This window comes from uncultured Kordia sp. (assembly GCF_947489565.1).
GTDB lineage: Bacteria > Bacteroidota > Bacteroidia > Flavobacteriales > Flavobacteriaceae > Kordia.
On record NZ_CANLEA010000004.1, the window covers coordinates 200,411 to 219,658 of the forward strand.

Consider the following 19,248-nt stretch of genomic DNA (forward strand, 5'->3'; position numbering starts at 1 on the left):
TAATTTTGCAGTGAACTTTTTACGTATTATGCACAACCTAAATATAACAAGGATTTATTCCATTTCGATATCTAAATTTAGGAAAAAGGAAAACTAAATGAATTTCATGTGAAATCAAAGTAAAAAGTAAGATTTTAGGACTTATTATCAAACACATACTATAACAACTTAAAACGCTTGTGCATTTCTCTGTCTAATTCCTCTCTATGATCAGGATGTGCCAAATTAAGTAAGGCTTTGGCGCGTTGTTTTAAACTTTTTCCAAACAAATCGACAACGCCATATTCTGTGGCTACATAATGTACATGTGCGCGTGTCGTCGTTACACCTGCGCCATGTTTTAAATACGGAACAATTTTAGAAACGCCTTTGTTTGTGGTAGATGGCATAGCGATAATCGCTTTTCCGCCTTTGGAAAGTGAAGCACCTCTAATAAAATCCATTTGTCCACCAACACCTGAATATTGATACGAACCAATGGTATCTGCACAGATTTGTCCTGTAAAATCGATTTCGATAGCGCTATTGATAGCCGTTACTTTCGGATTGAGTTTTATGATCGACGTATCATTGGTATGCGAAGCTTCTTTGAAATGCACTACAGGATTGTCGTCAATATAATCGTATAGTTTTTGCGAACCAACAGCAAAAGTGGTCAATATTTTTCCAGGTTTTACTTTTTTGTCTTCTCCTGTAATAATTCCTTGTTCAATTAACGGAAGAACGCCATCTGAAAACATTTCGGTATGTATTCCCAAGCGTTTGTGATTGGTTAAATTATTCAATACTGCATTCGGAATGTTTCCGATGCCCATTTGCAATGTTGCGCCATCTTCCACCAAAGCAGCGACATGTTTCCCAATTTGTGCTTCTATGATAGAAGGTGTACTTACTATCGATTGATGAATTGGTGTATCTACCTCAACGGCAAAATCAATATTACTACTATGAATAATTCCGTCTCCGTGCGTTCTCGGCACTTGCTTGTTGATTAATGCCACGACTATTTTTGCACGTTCAATAGCAGGAATTGTAATATCGACAGAAACACCTAACGAGCAATATCCGTGTTTGTCTGGCGGTGAAACCTGAATAAAAGCAACAGCTAACGGAAGTATATTTCGTCTAAAAAGCTGATGTACTTCACTTAGAAAAATAGGAATGTAATCACCGTTATTTGTGTTCACACCTTTACGCACATTTCCACCTACAAAACAGCTACTCAATCGAAATGAATTGCTATACGGAGCTTCCATATATTTTGCTTCTCCATCCGTATGAATTTGTACAATTTCTACATTGTTTACTTCCTTGTAACGATTGCACAATGCATCAATTAATATATTTGGAGTCATTGCCGCTCCTTGAAAAAAGACACGATCTCCTGATTTTACGGCTTCAACTGCTTTTTCTAAAGAAACTATTTTTAATGCATTATTCATAAGTCAAGTATATTTTAGTAATTACCACTTAAATGGTTTAAATCCGATTCCGTATTCTATATAATCTGCCGATCCGCCTGCTAAGGTTTTTAATCCTACTTGCGCAAAAACCGATTTATTAAAGTTGTATCTAAGTGCTGGACGCATGAAAAAAGCACCTTTATTTTTATCATCGCCCAAATAAGTTCCTAATTGAAACTTCACAGCGAGTTTGTAAAATTTAAAATCATATCCAATATGTGCTCCATAATGGTAGCGATTGCTCGTATCAAATTGTTGCAATCTGTTGTCATAAAAGAAGTCAACACCTGCATTTACGCCATGCATTTCATTAAAATGGAATTCATAATCGAATACCGCAGAAAAAGTTCCAAATAAGGTATTTGTTCCTTCATCTTCATCTCGTTGCGAAACGCCTCCTGCGAGATACACAGAAATCATTTGTTCTCTATTTCGTTCTATTGTTGTTTTTGAAGGTCTTTTAAATCGTACAGGAAGTAGCTCTTCATTATTGTAAGGATCATTATTCGTTTTAAATTGATTGGCATTGTAGTGATAGCGTATTCCTAGATTGATTCCATATAAATTTAAACCATTATTTGGTGTAAACGTTGAACCATTACTAAAGTGACTAAAATCAACACCGTATAATATATCTACTTCGCGTGTCCATTTATACGTAAATCCTACATCAAGATTAAAATAAACTGCCATTCTTGCTCCGATGGCATCATTCAAAGGATTTTCAACCGAGTTAAAAGGGTTTAAGTTATAGGTTAATCCCAAAGAAGGCTCAATACTAAATACGTTTCGTCTGCTCGAATCGGTTATCGGAAAACGAATAAAACCATATATAGCATTCGGATTTCCGTATACTTTTGCATTTCCTAAAAACCCAGAATACAAACCGATTCCGTACGACGGATATCCGTATTTGCTTGCCCAACCTTCAGGATCAGAAGATGTCCAACCTAATTTTAAGCTAATTCCTCCATAACTTTGATCTAATAACCCAGCATTTCCTAATTTATTATCAGAATACAAAAAAGAACCGTAATTGGTTTTTAATTCGATATATCGAAACCTATTATTTGTTTCAGATTGTGCTGCTACATACATTGATGAGAAAAGAGAAATAACACAAACTGCAACTATTTTTAGCATACTGTTTTGAATTGAAATTTTGTTCATCGTTATTTTTTTTAAATTAAAACGGCCAAATTAATGGCACTAATACTAATGATATGATAAAGAATATGAGCAATAACGGTGCTCCAACTTTTAAATAATCCATAAACTTATAATCACCTGCCGCCATCACCATTGCATTTGTGGTCGTTCCTACAGGTGTTAAAAACGCAGTAGATGCACTTATGGCAACTACGATCATAAATGGTTCAGGAGAAATTCCCAACGATTGTGCCGCAAGAATCGCAATTGGCGCCATTAATACAGCTGTTGCCGAATTGTTTATGGCTTGACTAAATCCTGTAGTCAATAAAAAGATTCCACCTAATAATACAATTGGATGAATGCTTCCCAAGTTTGCAACTAAACTATTTGCGGCTAGTTCTGCAACGCCTGTTTTTTGCAATGCAATTCCCATCGGAATCATGGCGGCAATCATAATGACGCTAATCCAACTAATGCCTTTGTACGCTTTTGCCATTGGCACGCAACCTGTGATTAAGATAACACCTGCGCAAATCATCGCTGCAATAGCACCTGGGACAATTTTAAACACTAATAAAGTAATCATTAGCAAAAGCATAGCTAATGAGATGTACGACTTATACGTGAGCTTGTCTACGTTTTTTGCCATACTTTCTGGACTTCCAGAAATTACGAGGTTTTTATATACATTTTTCAATGCTTCAATACGTTCCCAAGTTCCTCGAATGATAAACGCATCACCCGCCTTAACAGCAACATTTTTGTCTTTTAATGGTTTATTATTTCGAGAAGCTGCCAAAAGTTGAATTCCAGCTTGCTCTAAATACAATCCCATTGGAATGTTATGTCCAAGAAATAATGATTTTGGTGTGACAATCATTTCTGCCATTCCTACTTCTTGATTGATGAATTCTTCTTTTAAATCACCATTGTCATTTTTGAACGGAATAATTCCTAAATGAAATTTTAGAATCAATTTATCAATGTCTTCCGTGCTTCCTTTTATCGTGATGATATCATGGTAACGCAACTCTGTATCTGCGGTTGGAAATTCTACAAAACGCTTGATTCCTTTTAACGGATTTGGAAATCTTCTTCGCAACCGAACTATGGATAAGTTGTTGTTTTTTTCAAAATCCCATTGTCCAATGGTGGTATTTATTAATGGTGACATGGAACGAATTCGCAAACGATACAAATTATCGCCTACGCTATAGTTTTCAATCCATTGATGCATTTCTGAATCTATGTTGATTGGTTGATTGTCTGTGGTATTTTTTGGAAGTAATCTAAATCCAACATAGCGGAAATATAGAATGGAAATGATTAATAACGGAATTCCTATCAAAGCAAATTCGAAGAATGAAAATGCTTCAAATCCATTTTCGGCTAATGCATTACTGGCAATGATGTTTGGTGGCGTTCCTGTGAGTGTTAGTAATCCTCCTGTGTTTGATCCGAATGCAACAGGCATTAGTATTTTGGAAGGCACAGTTCCAATACTCCAAGCAGCCGAAACACTGACGGGCAATAAGGTAGCAACAGTTCCTGTGTTACTTACAAATCCTGATAATACTCCCGAACCCAAACTGACCAATACTAATAGTTTTGGTACACTTTTTCCTGCCCATTTTACAAATTTCTGTCCTGCTAATGCTGTCCATCCTGTTTGCGAAAGTCCTTCGCCAATAATGAACAAAGCTGCAATCATAATTACGGTCGGATTGCTAAAACCGCTTAATGTTTCATCTAAATCTAAAATTCCTGTCAAGAATAAACTTAACATTGACATGAGCGCAACAATATCTGGTGTAAATTTCCCCCAAACAAAAAGTGCAATGGTGATGATTAATATGATAAGTAGTACAGACATATTGTAATTATTAGTCTATTTGTGTTATACCTTTTATGAAAAATTTCGTTTTCGAATATATGCTAACAAACTTACCAAAACCACTATGATAATTAATACATAAATAAATGTTGGAATTGGTAATGGATCGCCCGCAGCATAACTGTGCAATCCAGATAAGTAATAGTTTACTCCAAATGAGGTCATAATGATAGACCCGAAAGCAAATACACTTGCCGTATTTAATACATACCTGCTTTTTAACGCTGGAATGAATCGTAAATGTAATACAATCGCATAGACTATAATACTGATTAAAGCCCATGTTTCTTTTGGATCCCAAGCCCAATAACGTCCCCAAGATTCGTTTGCCCAAATTCCGCCTAAAAAAGTTCCAACGGTTAATACAAACAAACCAATAGTCATGGAAATTTCATTGATATAACTTAATTCCTTGATGCGAATATTGATGACTTTTTTTGTTTTTTCTGTTCTGATAATAATCAGAAGTAACGCCATAAAACCTAGAATTCCAGATAATGCGAGTGGCGCATAACTACTTACAATGGTTGCTACGTGCACTTTTAGCCAAAAAGACTTTAATACAGGCATTAAATTCGTGATTTCTGGACTTAGCCAATCTAGATAACTCACAAATAGTAAGGCTCCTGAAAATAAGGTTGCTAAGGGCAATGAGAAGTCAGATTTTCGGAACGTCATTAAACCACAGAGCATTAACACCCACGCGACAAAAACGAGCATTTCATATCCGTTACTCCACGGTGCATGTTGTGCCACATACCAACGTAGAATGATGTTTCCTGTGAATAGAATAAAACTGAGCAATGTGACAATAATGCACACATTCCAGATGATTTCTATGATTTTCTTTTGTGTAAATATTTTTATGATAGATAGTACAAGTAATATCGCGCCAAGCGTAAAAAAGACTTGAAATAACCAAAAGTTAAGATTCAGTTGATTGTACCATAATTCCGCTTCTACACGTTTGCGACTTGGAATGATTTCTTTTCCCAATACATCTTGAAACGTTTTGATGTACGCTAATTTATCACTGGCTTCAACCCACTTTTTTTCGTTTACATCTTTGTAATAATTAGGTATAATTTGTTGAGCAAACTTTCCATCTTCTTCAGGGAAATCTTGAAAATGATGTGTATGACTGTGCCATTTGTTGTTTTCATCATTGCTATTAGGAAATACTTTTAGATAGTTCCCAGAAAAGACATTGTATAGAATATTGAAACGTTCGTCAACTTTTATAACTTCTTTGTCAAATTCGCTCCGTTCCGCAGGTTTTTTCTTGTTTGCTGTTTCTACAACTTTTTCTAAGATGTAATTTCCTTTTTCGTCTAATAAATCAACAAACGAAACCAAACCATCTTCACTTATTTTTAAGGTTGAAAATAACTCGCCTCCTTTTATTGGATCAACTTTTATCAGCGGAATAAACTGCCACACATTTGAAGCAGATTGCATTGCTAAGAATGCTTGATCGGCAGTTAAACGAATACTTTCTCCATTTTTTGTAAACTTGAAATATGGCTTTCGCGATAGTTTCCGTAAAAATTCAGAAGCTAGTGTGTTGAGTGGTTTTATACGTCCATCCAAATCCTGTACCATTAAACGTCCAAATAGTTCTGCATGTTGCGGATCTACACGTTGACTTTTGATGGTTTGAATGGTAATTTCTGGACGTTCATTCTGTGCATTACTTGTTTGTGATAGTGTAAATAGTAGCAATAACGCCGTTAGACTTTTTAGCTTTTTTAATTTTTTATTGATGAGTGTGAAACGTGATGTTTTTCCAAAGAGTGTAAAAAACATTCCGATCATCATTAAAAAGTAGCCCAAATATGTAACATTTGTCCCAATAGTATCATAGTTTACCGCCAACACCGTTCCGAGTTCATCGGTATCATAACTTGCTTGAAAGAAACGATATCCTTTATAATCTAACACATTGTTCATGTAAATACGATGCGGCATTTCTGTGTCATTGTCTAACACTTTTACTTCACTCGCATACGCTGACGGACTTGTAGAACCTGGATAACGTTCCAATTGAAAATCGTCTAAATGAATTGAAAATGGTGTCATAACAGGTTCCGCGCCATAGGAAAGTGAAACTGTTATATCATCAATTTTTGTATCGTGCTGCGTTGGTAAAAAACCTTGTCTGTATAGTAAACGAACTTCTTCTTGCTTATCATTCATTGACAGATTTACAATAAGTACATCATCTTTTAGTTCGTCATTATCTTTTGGTTTTTCAGATTCGCTGATAAGTACAATTTCCGCTTTTGGAAAATATGCCAATGGCACAAAAGAAGCATCTCCATCTCGGTACAATGTTCGTAGACTCATAGAATGCAAACTATCTTTTTTGATTGTACTTGCCGTTTCTGTAGCCATGATAAACGAACTTAAGTTTCTTGGTGAAAGAATGCTTAGTTCGCCATCTTTTTCAATAATATTAATGACGCCAGGTTGATTGACTTCAAAACCTATTTTGTGTTGATGTTGTCCAATACTTTCAATTTCTCCTTTTTCTAGGAATATGTTTTCACGTCCATTTCCCGCAGAAACCACCATTTGAATCAGTGGTTTTCCGTTTTCAGTATTTTCTTCTATTTCGGGAACTGCATCTGCAACAAATTCGTTGTAAGATACGGTTACAGGTTTTCCTTTAAAATCCGTTGTAACGGTAAAATCATTATTGCTAACAGGTGTAAAGTTTAGCTTTTTGCGAACGGTTTTTGTAGTATTTCCATCAGTTATATGTATATGAAGATAGTTTCTATCAGAGATAATTGTATTGGACGAACTTCCTTCTCTAATTCGCATGATTCCGCCATAGGAAGTATAACGTGTAATTGCTGCACCTAATAGAATTACAATAAACGCCAAATGAAACATGAGTAATGGCCATTTGTTCCATCTCCATAGTTTGTATTTGTAAATATTCATGATAAAACAAATTCCCAAACCTAGCATGACCAATTCAAACCACCATGCATCATAAATTAGTTGCCAAGCAGTTGCTGTTCCAAAATCATTTTCTACAAAGGTGGCAACTGCCATTGCTACTGCAAAAGTAAAGAGTAATAAAACAGCTAATATTGGGGAAGCCAAAAAGCGGTAAAGTCTATTCATTAGATGGTTTTATAAACATAAAGATACCTTGCCTATTTGCATAGAAGGTATCTTTTATATATGTGATTTTATTATTATTTTTCTGTAGAAGTTACGGCTTTTTTAGTTTCGTATGTTGCTTCACGTGCTTTTGCTTCTTCTAACCATTTTGGCAATAGGTTTTGTTTGAATGCTTCTTTTTCTGCACGCAGTTTTTCCATATCTAAACCAATAAATTCTTGTGCTTTTTCTTTTGTTGAAATGTCTGGCATTGCAATAGCTTCATTGTGTCCTAAAGTAGCCAACATTCGGGCTAGTTTAACACGCGCTTCTTGTGCAATCACCAATCCGCTACCTATAACTCTAGCAGTTTCCACAGGTGAATGGAAAGAAGCTCCGTGTGAAGCTGCTGAATAATCCCAACGCCATTGTGCATGACGAATGTCTGTTAGAATTGGTTTCATTTGTGCTTCTGTAGCGCCTAAATCCCAGCATTTTTTTGCTTCTAAATGTGCTTTTACTAGAAGTCCTTCTAGTTTTAACCTGTTTTCAGAAGCTTTTCGTTGTCTTTGATATACATTTTCGATCAGCTTGTCAGATTCTTCTCTATGACATACTTGACATGCATTTGAGGTATTGTTTAAAGGTGATTGTATGTGATGATCTGTAAATTTTTGTCCGCCTTCACTTTTGTACGGCATGTGACAATCGGCACATGATACACCACGATCGGCATGAACTCCCGTTACAAATGTTTCATATCCTGGATGCTGCGCTTTTAACATTGGAGTTTTACTCAGTTTGTGAGTCCAATCTGAGAATTCAATATTATCATAATAATCTTCCATGGCTTCTACACTCATACCATCTTTCCAAGGAAATTTTAAATACGGAACACCTTCTTTTCCTGGTATTTTTTTATCAAAGTAATATTCTACATGACATTGCGCACAAACCAACGAACGCATTTCATTATGTGTTGCTTGATTGATGTCTTTTCCCATCGCATCAAACGCTTCTACCAACGCTGGTCTGGTAATACGGAGTTTCATACTATTAGGATCATGACAATCGGCACAACCAATTGGGTTTACAATTTCTGCTCCTTTGTCTGCCCATTTTCCGCTGTAAAATTCAGCTATTCCAATTTCATTCATTAAACGAGGCACATCAGGACTTTTACAGGTCCAACATGTTGCTGGCATTGGTCCGTCACCATCACCTTTTGGTCCGCCTGTTCGCAAGGTATTGTGAATGTCTTCGATTGCATACGAGTGACCTCTACCTTGATTGTAATCTTTAGAAAAACCATATCCTGCAAACAGAATGACCAAATTTGGATCTTCTTCTAAAACATCTCGCATTCGTGCGCCACCTTGATAAGATACAAAGGTGGTATCTTTCGTTTGCAATGAAGATTGATATTCTAAGGGAAAATTTTCTCCCCATACTTCATTTCGTGGTTCGTTTTCAGATATTTCTACTTGCGGAACATATTTGTATTTTGCTTCAGATTTTCTATTGATAATGCTTGAAGCTAATAGTCCTAATAAAAAGACCGCAATAATGGTTATGACAAATAGTAATTTGTTCTTCATAATACTATGATTTACTCTTCATTTATTTTTTTTGCTAACCAATCAGGAATTACTGCTTCTTCTTGATCTGTTGGTAAAGGCGCTAGATTTGTTTTTATGGTTAGAATACCATGTAGTTTTCCGTGTGGAACTTGTTTATGACAACTCCAACATTGACGTCCTGTTCTATTTTCTCTGTGATTGTCTAACCAACCATCGTATTTTGTTTGTGTTACTTGTTGTATATGACAGCGAATACAGTTTTGTTGTACAACTTCTTGTGATGCTTCTTTCATGTGAATTACATCGGGTTCTGTACGCGATGTAAATACATAGGAATGATACAATCCATCTTTTGCTTTGAAATAGTATTTGTTGAATACATTGTTGTGCGGAACATGACAATCATTACAGTTTGCCCATTCGCGATGCGAACTGTGCATCCAACTATTATATACAGGTGTCATTACATGACAATTAACACATGCTTGCGGATCATCTGATAAATACGAAGTCAATTCTGCTTCTTTTGCTATAAACGCTCCCATACCTATGAAAACAGCTATGAAAAACCAAGCGGCTTGTCTCCATTTAGGATTTTTGGGTAATATGTTGAATTTGAATTTCAAATTTATTTTTTTGCGCTGTTAAATAGTTTTGGTGTTATTTTTAATTGAACCCAAGCCCAATTATTTACATTGTCATTTGGTCTTCCACCTTTAATCAAACTCATACTGTCTGATGCAAATAAGTGTGAATAACCAATGTTTAGATTTATGAATTTATAGACCTTCTTCGAAAATACGATATCAATCTCAGTTCCTAAGTAACTATCTGCATTATTTGTCAAATCTGCATTCGCTGCAAAATAATGCGCCTTTGCAAGCAATGTCGATGTTGGACTTGTTTTGAATACCGCTTTTGCATACAAATCATTTAATCCAACATTATTGGCATGATTCCCTACATAGAAATAATCCATGTATCCGTTGAATTTATGATTGGTTCCATATAATGGAAAGAACGATTTGTTTTTACTATCACCATTTTGATTGGTTCCGCTTAACATTTCAAAACCTAGTCCAAATAGTGTATTTTTTGGCTTGTAGATGGCTTCTAAAGAAACTTGATACGCGCTTAAATCGGTCGTAGCCGTTGCTTTACCAAATTGATAATAGGCTGAACCATTAAATTTTATAGTATTTACTGGAAATGAAAAGTAGGAACCTGTCGTTTGTCTGTAAAACACGCCATCTGGTTCATCATTGTTGACACCTTTAAATTTCTGGAAACCTGTATTTAAGAATAGAAAACTTGCGGATAGTTTTTGCCAATCTTTCTTTAGATAAGCATATTGCATTGCTTTGTATGTAAATGCGCCTTGCAATGAAAAAGTTGTTCCTGTTTGATTTTGTGATTCTTGACTAAACGCAAAACCAATATCTGCTTTGAATGTGTTTTTAGTGTATTTTAATAATGCTGCATCATGAAAACGACCTTGCATTGCCCAATCTAATCCTCCAAATATGCGTTGATCGTCGTACGAAATGACTTGCCTTCCTAGTTTTGTTGCCCAATTTTCATCAAATTGATATTCGATCCAAGCATTAAATAAGGAAAAAGAATTGTTGCTATCTGTGGCGTCAATTTGCCGAGTATCTCCCCAAACACTTACATCTTGAAAACTCAACATTACTTTGAGTTTTTCCATCTTGTAATTCATATTTAAACGTGATCGCTGTACGACAAATGCTGCGGGATCAGCATCATCAGGAAATAGATTTCCAAATCCGTGTCTGTATTCAAATCGGGATCTTATGTCTGCGTCAACTTCTAATTGTGCATGAACATTCAATAAACAAAGAAAAATACCGATAATACAGATTCTTTTGAATCGTATTTGCATTGATTGGTTATGGTATGGTTATTAAGTAAATATACAGTGTAAAAACTTGAATTGCAAATTGTTTATTTTAAGATAATTTAGATTTAATAATTCGTGTCTTTTATCTGTAGCCTGTTTTTTTTAGATAAATTATACCCTTGAATTGCTATATTTGATTGAACATAAATAAGGAGAATTTTTATATCCACAGATTTTAAAAATTAATTTTGTAAAAAAGAAATTACAAATAATTTGGGTTTCAATACTAGGTAAGAGAAAGAAAAGATTTGTATGCTTTGATGTTTACGAAAGTGAAAACTAATATATTCCTTGTTGTGAATTCGTTTGTGTAAATAGTTGAATTATATTCTAAAAATTCATTTAATATATTTTTAGGGGAAATACACTACTAACAATAACGCAAAGCGATACGTATATTAAAAACACTAGGAGCACCATTTTGGGGTATCAAAAAGGGTCGAAAAGGATGGAAAAGGATAGTTTTGGAAAATCCTGAAAAACGTAACAAATTGTTAATCAATAAAATAACGCTCCGAGATTGTGTGTTCATAACCCGGAGGTCTCGGGTTCAATTCCCGATCTCGCTACAAAGACAAAAAACTATGTTTTGTCAACGTTTATAAGGTTTTCCATCATTTGGAAAACCTTTTTTTTATGTCTAAATTACAAGTTCTTTTAACAAACGCATATAGAAACGCATATACTTTGAGTAAGAACATATACACAGAACCAAAAATTTATGATGCAGATGGCGATCTTTCCAAACGTTGGTATGTGTACTACTACTATAGGAATCCCGTAACAGAAAAATTAGTCTTACAACCACCTTTATACATGGGAGTCAACAGGTTAAAGACCAAAAAAGAACGCATGGAAATGCTCGTTATTAATAGAATAGCATTACATGAGCTACTGAAAAAAGGATATAACCCTTATGAAACTTATAAGGAAACTGATAAACGTATTGAACAACAAAAAATACAAGAAGAAGGCATTGAAATTGACAGTCAACGAAAAAATTATACTGTAAAAGAGGCTTTATTTTTTGCTTTAAAGCAACGTAAACCGCATTGGAAAAAGAAAACTGCGGGCACAATGGTTGGTCATTTTAATCGATTTATTGAATGGTTAACTACAAATAAGTTAATTGACAGAAATATTTCAGAACTGAAAAAACGTGATGTTTCCACATTTTTAAACTCATTAACCAAGCTTCAAACAAAAAAACAAAAGCAATTAAGAGAAGAACTAGTTCCTGTAAGTCCAAAAACACGGAATAATTTTAGAGCAACACTCTCTACCCTATTTGCCCAATTAGAAGAAGATGAAATTATAGAACGTAATTTTATTACGCAAATCAAGATAAATAAGAGTACTCCAAAGAAAAATAAACCTTTCTCAAAAGAGCAAATTATTGATATACGTGAATATTTAGATAAAAACGATCCATATTTGCGAACTTTCATTCAATTCATGTCGTATGCCTTTTTGAGAAACGTAGAAGTTTGTCGTTTGCAAGTAAAAGATATTGATTTAGCATCTAAACGATTGTATGTGCGCTCTAAAACTGCTCCGCTTGCCATAGTTCCTATTATTGGCGAATTAGAGACCGTTTTGCGAGGTATGAAACTTGAAAACTACGCTCCTACCGATTTTGTTGTTACTCGTTATGAAAAACCTGCAAATTGGGATATTGATGAAAATAATAAGACCAATTATTTTTCTAAAAAGTTCAAAAAAGTAAAAAAGGCACTAAAATATTCTGATGATTATTCATTGTATTCTGTTCGCCATACAGCAGCTACTAACATCTATAATTCTCTGTTAGCAGAAGGAAAAAGCGAAGAAGGTGCTTTGATGCACTTAATGTCAATTACTCGACACAGATCAAAAGCAGGATTGAAAAATTACTTGCGTGAGATCGGAGCAACACTTCCAAAAGATTATTCAGATAAATATTCTATTGTTTTTTAAGCTGAAAAATTGAATTTAGGTTTTTAATAAATGATTTCAATAGTTTCTTCGCTTGTTAAAATATTGAACCAATATTTTATCCATAGCTTCTATAACTTTGCCTTTCTTGTTTATACGTATATTTTGTTTCTTTTTTGGAGTTTCAACGCCTAACAGACTATACAGGCGATTCTTCTCATCAGAGGAGAGCGCTTGAATCACATTATATGCTGTTTCGGCTTTCAAATTTATTTCTTAATTATGAGCTTGTTCTTGATTAGACAAATAGACTTCTGTTGTAATATTTTACACAAATATTAACCAATGATTTGTGTAATCATTTGCACACTTTTGTCGCGCGCGACAATCGTTTTAGGATTATTTTTTATTGTAATTCAAACTTGTTATTAGCTTCTTTGAAAACAAAGATTTAAAAGATAATTGAAGAATCATTTGTTCAGTTTTGTAACTTGAACCTACAGTCATTAAACAAGCTACTTTTATGGTTTTATTTTTAAGAATAAACAATCCGCCGTAGTACTTGGCTATGAAACAATATTTCTTATTATTACTTCCTCTTTTAGATAGGAAGCGCATTCTTTTTTCTTTTCTACTGTTTTGTATAAGTTTTTAATGAGTTCACAATTCTGATTAGGAATAGGAAGTAATCTTTATATTAAGATTGCCATGCTAAACACTATTTGCAATACTCTCTAAAGTATCACGAGCGTAAAGATTTGAATTAATTTTGAAGAATCATTTGTAAAATTTTGTGGAATACACACGAATTGTAAGAAGAAATTGTAGGAGTTAACAAAAAGAAAGATTTTTCCTTTTTAAAATGAAATGTATTTATAGAATAATCAATAAATATTTTGAATAATATTTTCGATTTAACACGTATTTTACGATTTCATATTTTGTTCATTGTGCGCTAAATAAGTAAAGAAAAAAACAACTTATCGCTTAGTGGTTAGTTGATAATTTGGTTTCAAAAAAATGCTCATCGCTTAGCGGTAAGTAAAAAAAATACTAAAAAACAACTTATCGCTTAGTGGTGAGTTGATAATTGTTTTAAAAAAAATGCTCATCTCTTAGCGGTAAGCAAAAAAATCAAGAAATAGACAGCTTATCACTTAATGATGAGTTTGTAATTTGGTTTCAAAAAAATACTCATCGCTTAACGATAAGTAAAACAAATCAAGAAAAAACCAGCTTATCACTCAGGGATGAATTGAAATAAAAATGCAATTGATTACATCTAAAATTTTAATTCTGCAATTAAAAAATTCTTACTGCTTAACGATTAGTTCAAAAAATTATTTGCTCTACAAAAATTAAAAGCTCCAATCATTACAATTGAAGCTTTCGGGTAAAAGAATAATTCTAGTTTTACGATAATTGGGTTTCTTTAGGTAAATTATTCTTTCATTTATTAATCATGTATAAACCTATTAAAATAAATACTAAACAAGTCACTATTGAGCCTATAAAAAAGCCGAAAATAAACCATTTTATACGATCTAATTTTTTTAAAGACATCATTTAGTTATTTTTGTAAAAAGTAGCAAGACGACAAGTTTTAACCTTACCATCAATCGCCTTGCCCTAAACAGCAGAACTGACTAAAATTCTGCATAGAAACACGTCTTGAATGTAAAGCACCAAAAAAAAGGGAAAGTGCTTGCTAGTAAGAACTTAAAAAAATGATTGCATTCGGACGTGTTTTTTATCTTTGTAATTCATCATCTAAATCAAAACGGTGTACATAGTTGTATATTACTATGGATAGTAATATCAAAATGCCGAAGCATCCTATTCCAATAATTATCATAATGAATTCCCATGTGGTAAATACATCTGATGTTGCTTGTACAGTTTTTAAGTTGTTCGTTGTCATTTTTTAGGGTTAAAAGTTGATTGGTTTTTATGGCTAGAAATCAACTTTTGGGGAAAATGATTGATTTTATTTTTTATAGATTTTTAAGATCAATTTGTATTGCTTTCCAAACTACCACTTCAATCATTCTCTCTTTTTTAGGCTTTTTAGCAACTTGAAGCGGATAGTATTTGTTTAAAATATCTTTATATTTAATTATGGGACTATAGTTAAGTTTTATATCCTCTGTAACAAACATTTCTATGTTATAAACATCTAAATGTGCGTTTTTTGGACTTTTCTTTTCAAGTACAATTTTAAAGCATTTATAACCTAATATAATTTTTACATCGTCTCTGTGTTCAGTAATCCTGTAGGTATCGGAAATGGAAAATTGATCTATTTTTCTTTTAGAAAATATGGTATATTTATTAGTGTTTACATATCTTTTGACAGTATTCAGTTCAAGAGTTTCCCTATTGATTTGCTTATAATTTTCAATATCTGACTTTTTGAAATATTCACATGATACTTTCGAATCATAAACATCTTTGTATATCTCTAATGTGTAGATGCATTTTAATGAATCTCCATAAGCTAGTATTTCAGCTTTTGGAATCGGATTTATAAACGCATCGGTTTTTTTTGAATCAATATTTTCTTCAACAAACTTTTTTAATTTCCCCCTTTCTTCTTTAATTTCTTGTTCAGATGGTGCTAAATGCATATTAGCAGTATATCTACTTGACTCAAAAACAATCATTCCTAATTTAGATTGATCTTGTGAATACACACACAAACTAGTTGCTAAAAATAGAATACAGAAAACTATATTTTTCATTATAGGATGTCTTTTGGGTAGTATGTATTATCTCTGTAACTACTATCATCCAACTCCATCAATTTTGTGATAGCAGCCGCTTGAAAACACCAATAACCCACATACGTATTATGTGGATTATTGTGTTGGTTATACATTGGTGTTCCTTTTAAAGAAGCATACCATTTTTTATCAAGAAAATGTTTCAATTTTTGTTGCGCGGTAATTTTATCTTCTTCAACTATTATTTCTTTTAAAATACTATACCGTTCATTTACATGAAAATGTTCGGCATAACTTTCTTCTGAAATCTTCTCCCTAGTTGGTATAAAATATCTAATTAGAAATTCAAAAAAGAAATCCTTTACTTCATCGCCATCAATGAATTCGACAAGTTTTAAAACATATTCTTTTGGAATACCAAGCGATAACATTTTTGAAAAATCTAAAAAACCTGAAAAAGTATATTGATTTAGTGTAGTTACCTCTTTTTTAACTGTATGTTTCATATTCCATACTTTCGGCGACCAAACTTCATCCATCAGTTCAACAGCATTAATATAATCAGACTTTACTTGATTTGAATTCATATCAGCACCTAAAGAGTATCTCGCTGTTAGATTGTTTTTGTATAAACCAATTCTGAAACTTTTTACGTGACAACAATTAACACATCTTCTAAAGGAACAACATAGCGACCAAAAAACACAAGTGAGTCTTCCAATAGTGACGAAATTAGATAATTCATATCACATGAAAAACAGCCAATATTGGTAACTTCAGCGGGTAATTTATAATGATACCATCTACCACTTATTTCTGATTGTTCTTCAGTAGCGTTTGGAAAGTCTTTAATTTTTACATAAAAGTAATTTTGCAGGGCATTATCTTGGCTTCCGATCGTATTTGCATCTTCGGGGTTTATATTTCTTCGAATAGTAGACTCGCAAACAACATGACCACTAGCAAGTTTATACATTGTATATGCGCCACTATCAAATCCATCATAAGCAGCAATATATTCTAATGCTTCATGTCCATTGAGCATTCCCGTACGAGAATAATCCCAATCATTATCACTTATTGATTCTGAAAGTAACGTCAGTCTAACTTCTTCTTTAGCACCATCAGACCAATTATTTTCTTCGAGAAATTCTAAAAGTTCTTCTTCAACTGTTGGATTATTATTTAACCATTCAATTATTTCCGAAGACAAGCCATCTATTGGTAATCTATTATAAATGTTTGGCGCATTAGGTACTACCACAGGGTTTTGTGTTACTGTATTTCCATTGGAACTAGTACCTGCATTTGAATAATCAATAGGATTCGTTGTAGATTCTGCCCCACTACCTCCTGGTGATGATGGCGTATCCACTAAACTAGGTTCATCATCGGGACATAAGGTATAGGTTTCAAACCAATAATAACCGACCGTACAATTTTGTCCACCTAAATGTACACCACCATCTTCTTCACCAAAATTGCAATATTTTACGATAATTGTTGTGCAGTCTTCTCCCAAACTTTTTATGTGGTCAAGACTACCGTCATAACTCACGGGCTCTGAATTTATTTTCCCTGCAAACGGTGTTTGCTCATCAACAGCTACTGCATCCATATACGCATCCGTTGGATAATAATTTAAAATAAATGCTTCCGTTGGTGCAGTGTCACTGAATTTTACGATAAGGTTACTAAATGTTTTCCCCTCTTGGTTGTGTTTGTAAATTGGAATAGAAAAGGTAGTAAGACCATTCTCGTCCTGTATAAACATGTCTTGATTGTAGAGGATATCAAAACCGTTTATTTGTTCTAAAGAAGTTGTTTTGCCATCAGTTATGGTGTCTGATTTCTTTTTAATTTTTTCTACAAAAGAGTTGAGCTTACTGTAGTTTTCAATTCTCCCCTTTTGCAAATGAGAATGTTCGTTTTGTACAACAATCTGTTCATCATCTTGACAGCTTTGTAATACTAAAGAAAGTCCTATAAAAAGGATTCCTAGTTTGAAATAGTTTGCAAGTTTTTGCTTCATAATCTTCGCATTAAATAAATTATTATTAAAGCAATACAGTTAAAGGGAATTGGGGAATCTCTAAAGTGTAACAAACATCATATTATGAAAAGGCTATAGGGTATTACCACGAAACTTCTGCTTTTGACATAAGTTTTCGTGTTTTTTTCATAGATTTACAATGTAACACATCAAAAATAGTCTAAATTTAGACTTTTCACAAAGAAATGGACAAAATTTTATCTCCTATTAAAAGTAGAGTACTGCAATATATTGATAGTCAAGGATTAACAAAGAAAAGTTTTTTTGAAAAAACAGGAATTTCTGCATCAAATTTTAAAGGAAAAGGTGCTCAGAGTGAATTAGGCGGTGATAAAATAGTTACTATTTTGACTATTTACAAAAATATGAACCCATATTGGTTGTTACTAGGGAAAGGTAATATGCTTAGTGAGTTATCCGAAGCTTCTGAAGTAAACTCTCAAAATGAAAGTACCATAGAAACTATAATTGCAAGCAGTGTTGTAAAGCTTGTAAGTCCTTTGCTCGATGATATGAGGACTGATATTAAATTGTTAGTCAAAAATATTGGAGAACTCAGACTCGACTTTGATGACTACAAAGAAGAACAAGTTGAGAAAGAAAAAAAATAATTTACTTTTCATTCTCCTTATCAATAAAATCTACAACAGAATCCCCTAAATTTTTAAGTGCTTCTCTGAGAATTTTTTTGATAGCTTTTCTTTCTTCTAAAGAATATGCTGTCTTATTTTCTAAAAAGAATTCTATTTCCTTTAAAATATTTTTATTACTCATTCGTATATTCTTTTCGCTTTTTGGTAAAATAAAATATAATTAAGGCTATAAATACTAGTAATGAAATAACGAATTTAAAATTGAAGTCGTTGTAGGTGGTGGCTTGTAAACTAAATACTCGTATTAATAATTGATATGTTGTCATTAAAATTGGCAACCAGATTACGAATCGCCATATTTTACCTTTAGCAAGTGCATATACTAGAAACCAAACTAATAAAAATCTTAATTCTGAATTTACTGTATAAAAATATACCCGAAGGGACGACTTTCCAATTTTACCGCTCCCTTTGGGTATAAGATCGTGTAGATAAATAAGTAATGTAGTTACTACAATAAAAGCAACTATTTTATATATCGTCATCCGTGATTTCGCCGTCCTCAATTCCTTGTATATTATTAATTGAATCTTCTTCTGCTATTGAATCTACTTCTGTACAGCCATACGTACTAAAAATAAATAAAGCTACTACTGCTAAAAAATAAGTTCTTGTCTTCATAATGTAAATATTTTAGATTTTTGTTACACTCAAATCTACTATTTACATATATAAAACAGAAATACACTTATTTATTTTAATGTCCTTTCGTTCTATTTAGTAAGTAATAACAACAACAAACATAAATAATTTATAGTAATAATTTGTTTAAAAGGGTAAA

Annotated in this window: 15 protein-coding genes; 2 read left to right on the forward strand and 13 right to left on the reverse strand. The window is 33.2% G+C overall.

What is annotated here, in order from left to right:
• Positions 1–158: 158 nt before the first annotated feature.
• The 7 genes from Q0845_RS06955 to Q0845_RS06985 form a co-directional block, all read right to left on the reverse strand.
• Positions 159–1,442 carry an acetyl-CoA hydrolase/transferase C-terminal domain-containing protein gene (locus tag Q0845_RS06955; protein WP_298511106.1) on the reverse strand — a complete coding sequence of 428 codons (1,284 nt, stop codon included), beginning with the start codon at positions 1,440–1,442 and terminating at the stop codon, positions 159–161.
• Positions 1,443–1,463: 21 nt separating this feature from the next.
• On the reverse strand, positions 1,464–2,633 hold the full coding sequence (locus Q0845_RS06960) for an acyloxyacyl hydrolase (protein WP_298511108.1): 1,170 nt from the start codon (positions 2,631–2,633) through the stop codon (positions 1,464–1,466).
• Between the two features lie 16 nt (positions 2,634–2,649).
• On the reverse strand, positions 2,650–4,488 hold the full coding sequence (locus Q0845_RS06965; protein ID WP_298511110.1) for an SLC13 family permease: 1,839 nt from the start codon (positions 4,486–4,488) through the stop codon (positions 2,650–2,652).
• Positions 4,489–4,521: 33 nt separating this feature from the next.
• Entirely contained in the window at positions 4,522–7,644 is a 3,123-nt protein-coding gene (ccsA, locus tag Q0845_RS06970; RefSeq protein ID WP_298511112.1) for a cytochrome c biogenesis protein CcsA, read from the reverse strand.
• Between the two features lie 74 nt (positions 7,645–7,718).
• Positions 7,719–9,221 carry an ammonia-forming cytochrome c nitrite reductase gene (gene nrfA, locus Q0845_RS06975; protein ID WP_298511114.1) on the reverse strand — a complete coding sequence of 501 codons (1,503 nt, stop codon included), beginning with the start codon at positions 9,219–9,221 and terminating at the stop codon, positions 7,719–7,721.
• 11 nt (positions 9,222–9,232) lie between these two features.
• Positions 9,233–9,829, reverse strand: a complete 597-nt coding sequence (gene nrfH, locus Q0845_RS06980) for a cytochrome c nitrite reductase small subunit (protein ID WP_298511116.1) — start codon at positions 9,827–9,829, stop codon at positions 9,233–9,235.
• Between the two features lie 2 nt (positions 9,830–9,831).
• Positions 9,832–11,106, reverse strand: coding sequence for an alginate export family protein (locus tag Q0845_RS06985; RefSeq protein WP_298511118.1), 1,275 nt, complete (start codon positions 11,104–11,106; stop codon positions 9,832–9,834).
• Between the two features lie 654 nt (positions 11,107–11,760).
• On the opposite strand from Q0845_RS06985, the gene Q0845_RS06990 reads away from it, so the two are divergent.
• Positions 11,761–13,080, forward strand: a complete 1,320-nt coding sequence (locus Q0845_RS06990; RefSeq protein ID WP_298511120.1) for a site-specific integrase — start codon at positions 11,761–11,763, stop codon at positions 13,078–13,080.
• Positions 13,081–14,788: 1,708 nt separating this feature from the next.
• Here the strand turns inward: Q0845_RS06990 and Q0845_RS06995 are convergent.
• From Q0845_RS06995 to Q0845_RS07010, 4 genes are all read right to left on the reverse strand, one after another.
• Positions 14,789–14,959: a hypothetical protein gene (locus tag Q0845_RS06995; protein ID WP_298511122.1), complete on the reverse strand. Its 171-nt coding sequence runs from the start codon at positions 14,957–14,959 to the stop codon at positions 14,789–14,791.
• 73 nt (positions 14,960–15,032) lie between these two features.
• The gene (locus Q0845_RS07000) at positions 15,033–15,779 is read right to left on the reverse strand and encodes a hypothetical protein (RefSeq protein ID WP_298511124.1); all 747 of its coding nucleotides are present in this window, start codon (positions 15,777–15,779) and stop codon (positions 15,033–15,035) included.
• Positions 15,779–16,348, reverse strand: coding sequence for a PoNe immunity protein domain-containing protein (locus Q0845_RS07005; protein ID WP_298511126.1), 570 nt, complete (start codon positions 16,346–16,348; stop codon positions 15,779–15,781). The genes Q0845_RS07000 and Q0845_RS07005 overlap by 1 nt, the downstream gene beginning before the upstream one ends.
• Positions 16,349–16,410: 62 nt before the next feature.
• Positions 16,411–17,793, reverse strand: a complete 1,383-nt coding sequence (locus tag Q0845_RS07010) for a hypothetical protein (RefSeq protein ID WP_298511128.1) — start codon at positions 17,791–17,793, stop codon at positions 16,411–16,413.
• A 206-nt stretch (positions 17,794–17,999) separates the two neighbouring features.
• On the opposite strand from Q0845_RS07010, the gene Q0845_RS07015 reads away from it, so the two are divergent.
• Positions 18,000–18,425, forward strand: a complete 426-nt coding sequence (locus Q0845_RS07015; RefSeq protein ID WP_298511130.1) for a hypothetical protein — start codon at positions 18,000–18,002, stop codon at positions 18,423–18,425.
• Between the two features lies 1 nt (position 18,426).
• On the opposite strand, the gene Q0845_RS07020 is transcribed toward Q0845_RS07015, so the two are convergent.
• Complete coding sequence (locus Q0845_RS07020; protein ID WP_298511132.1) at positions 18,427–18,588, reverse strand: hypothetical protein; 162 nt, start codon at positions 18,586–18,588, stop codon at positions 18,427–18,429.
• A 350-nt stretch (positions 18,589–18,938) separates the two neighbouring features.
• The gene (locus tag Q0845_RS07025) at positions 18,939–19,088 is read right to left on the reverse strand and encodes a hypothetical protein (protein ID WP_298511134.1); all 150 of its coding nucleotides are present in this window, start codon (positions 19,086–19,088) and stop codon (positions 18,939–18,941) included.
• Positions 19,089–19,248: the final 160 nt, after the last annotated feature.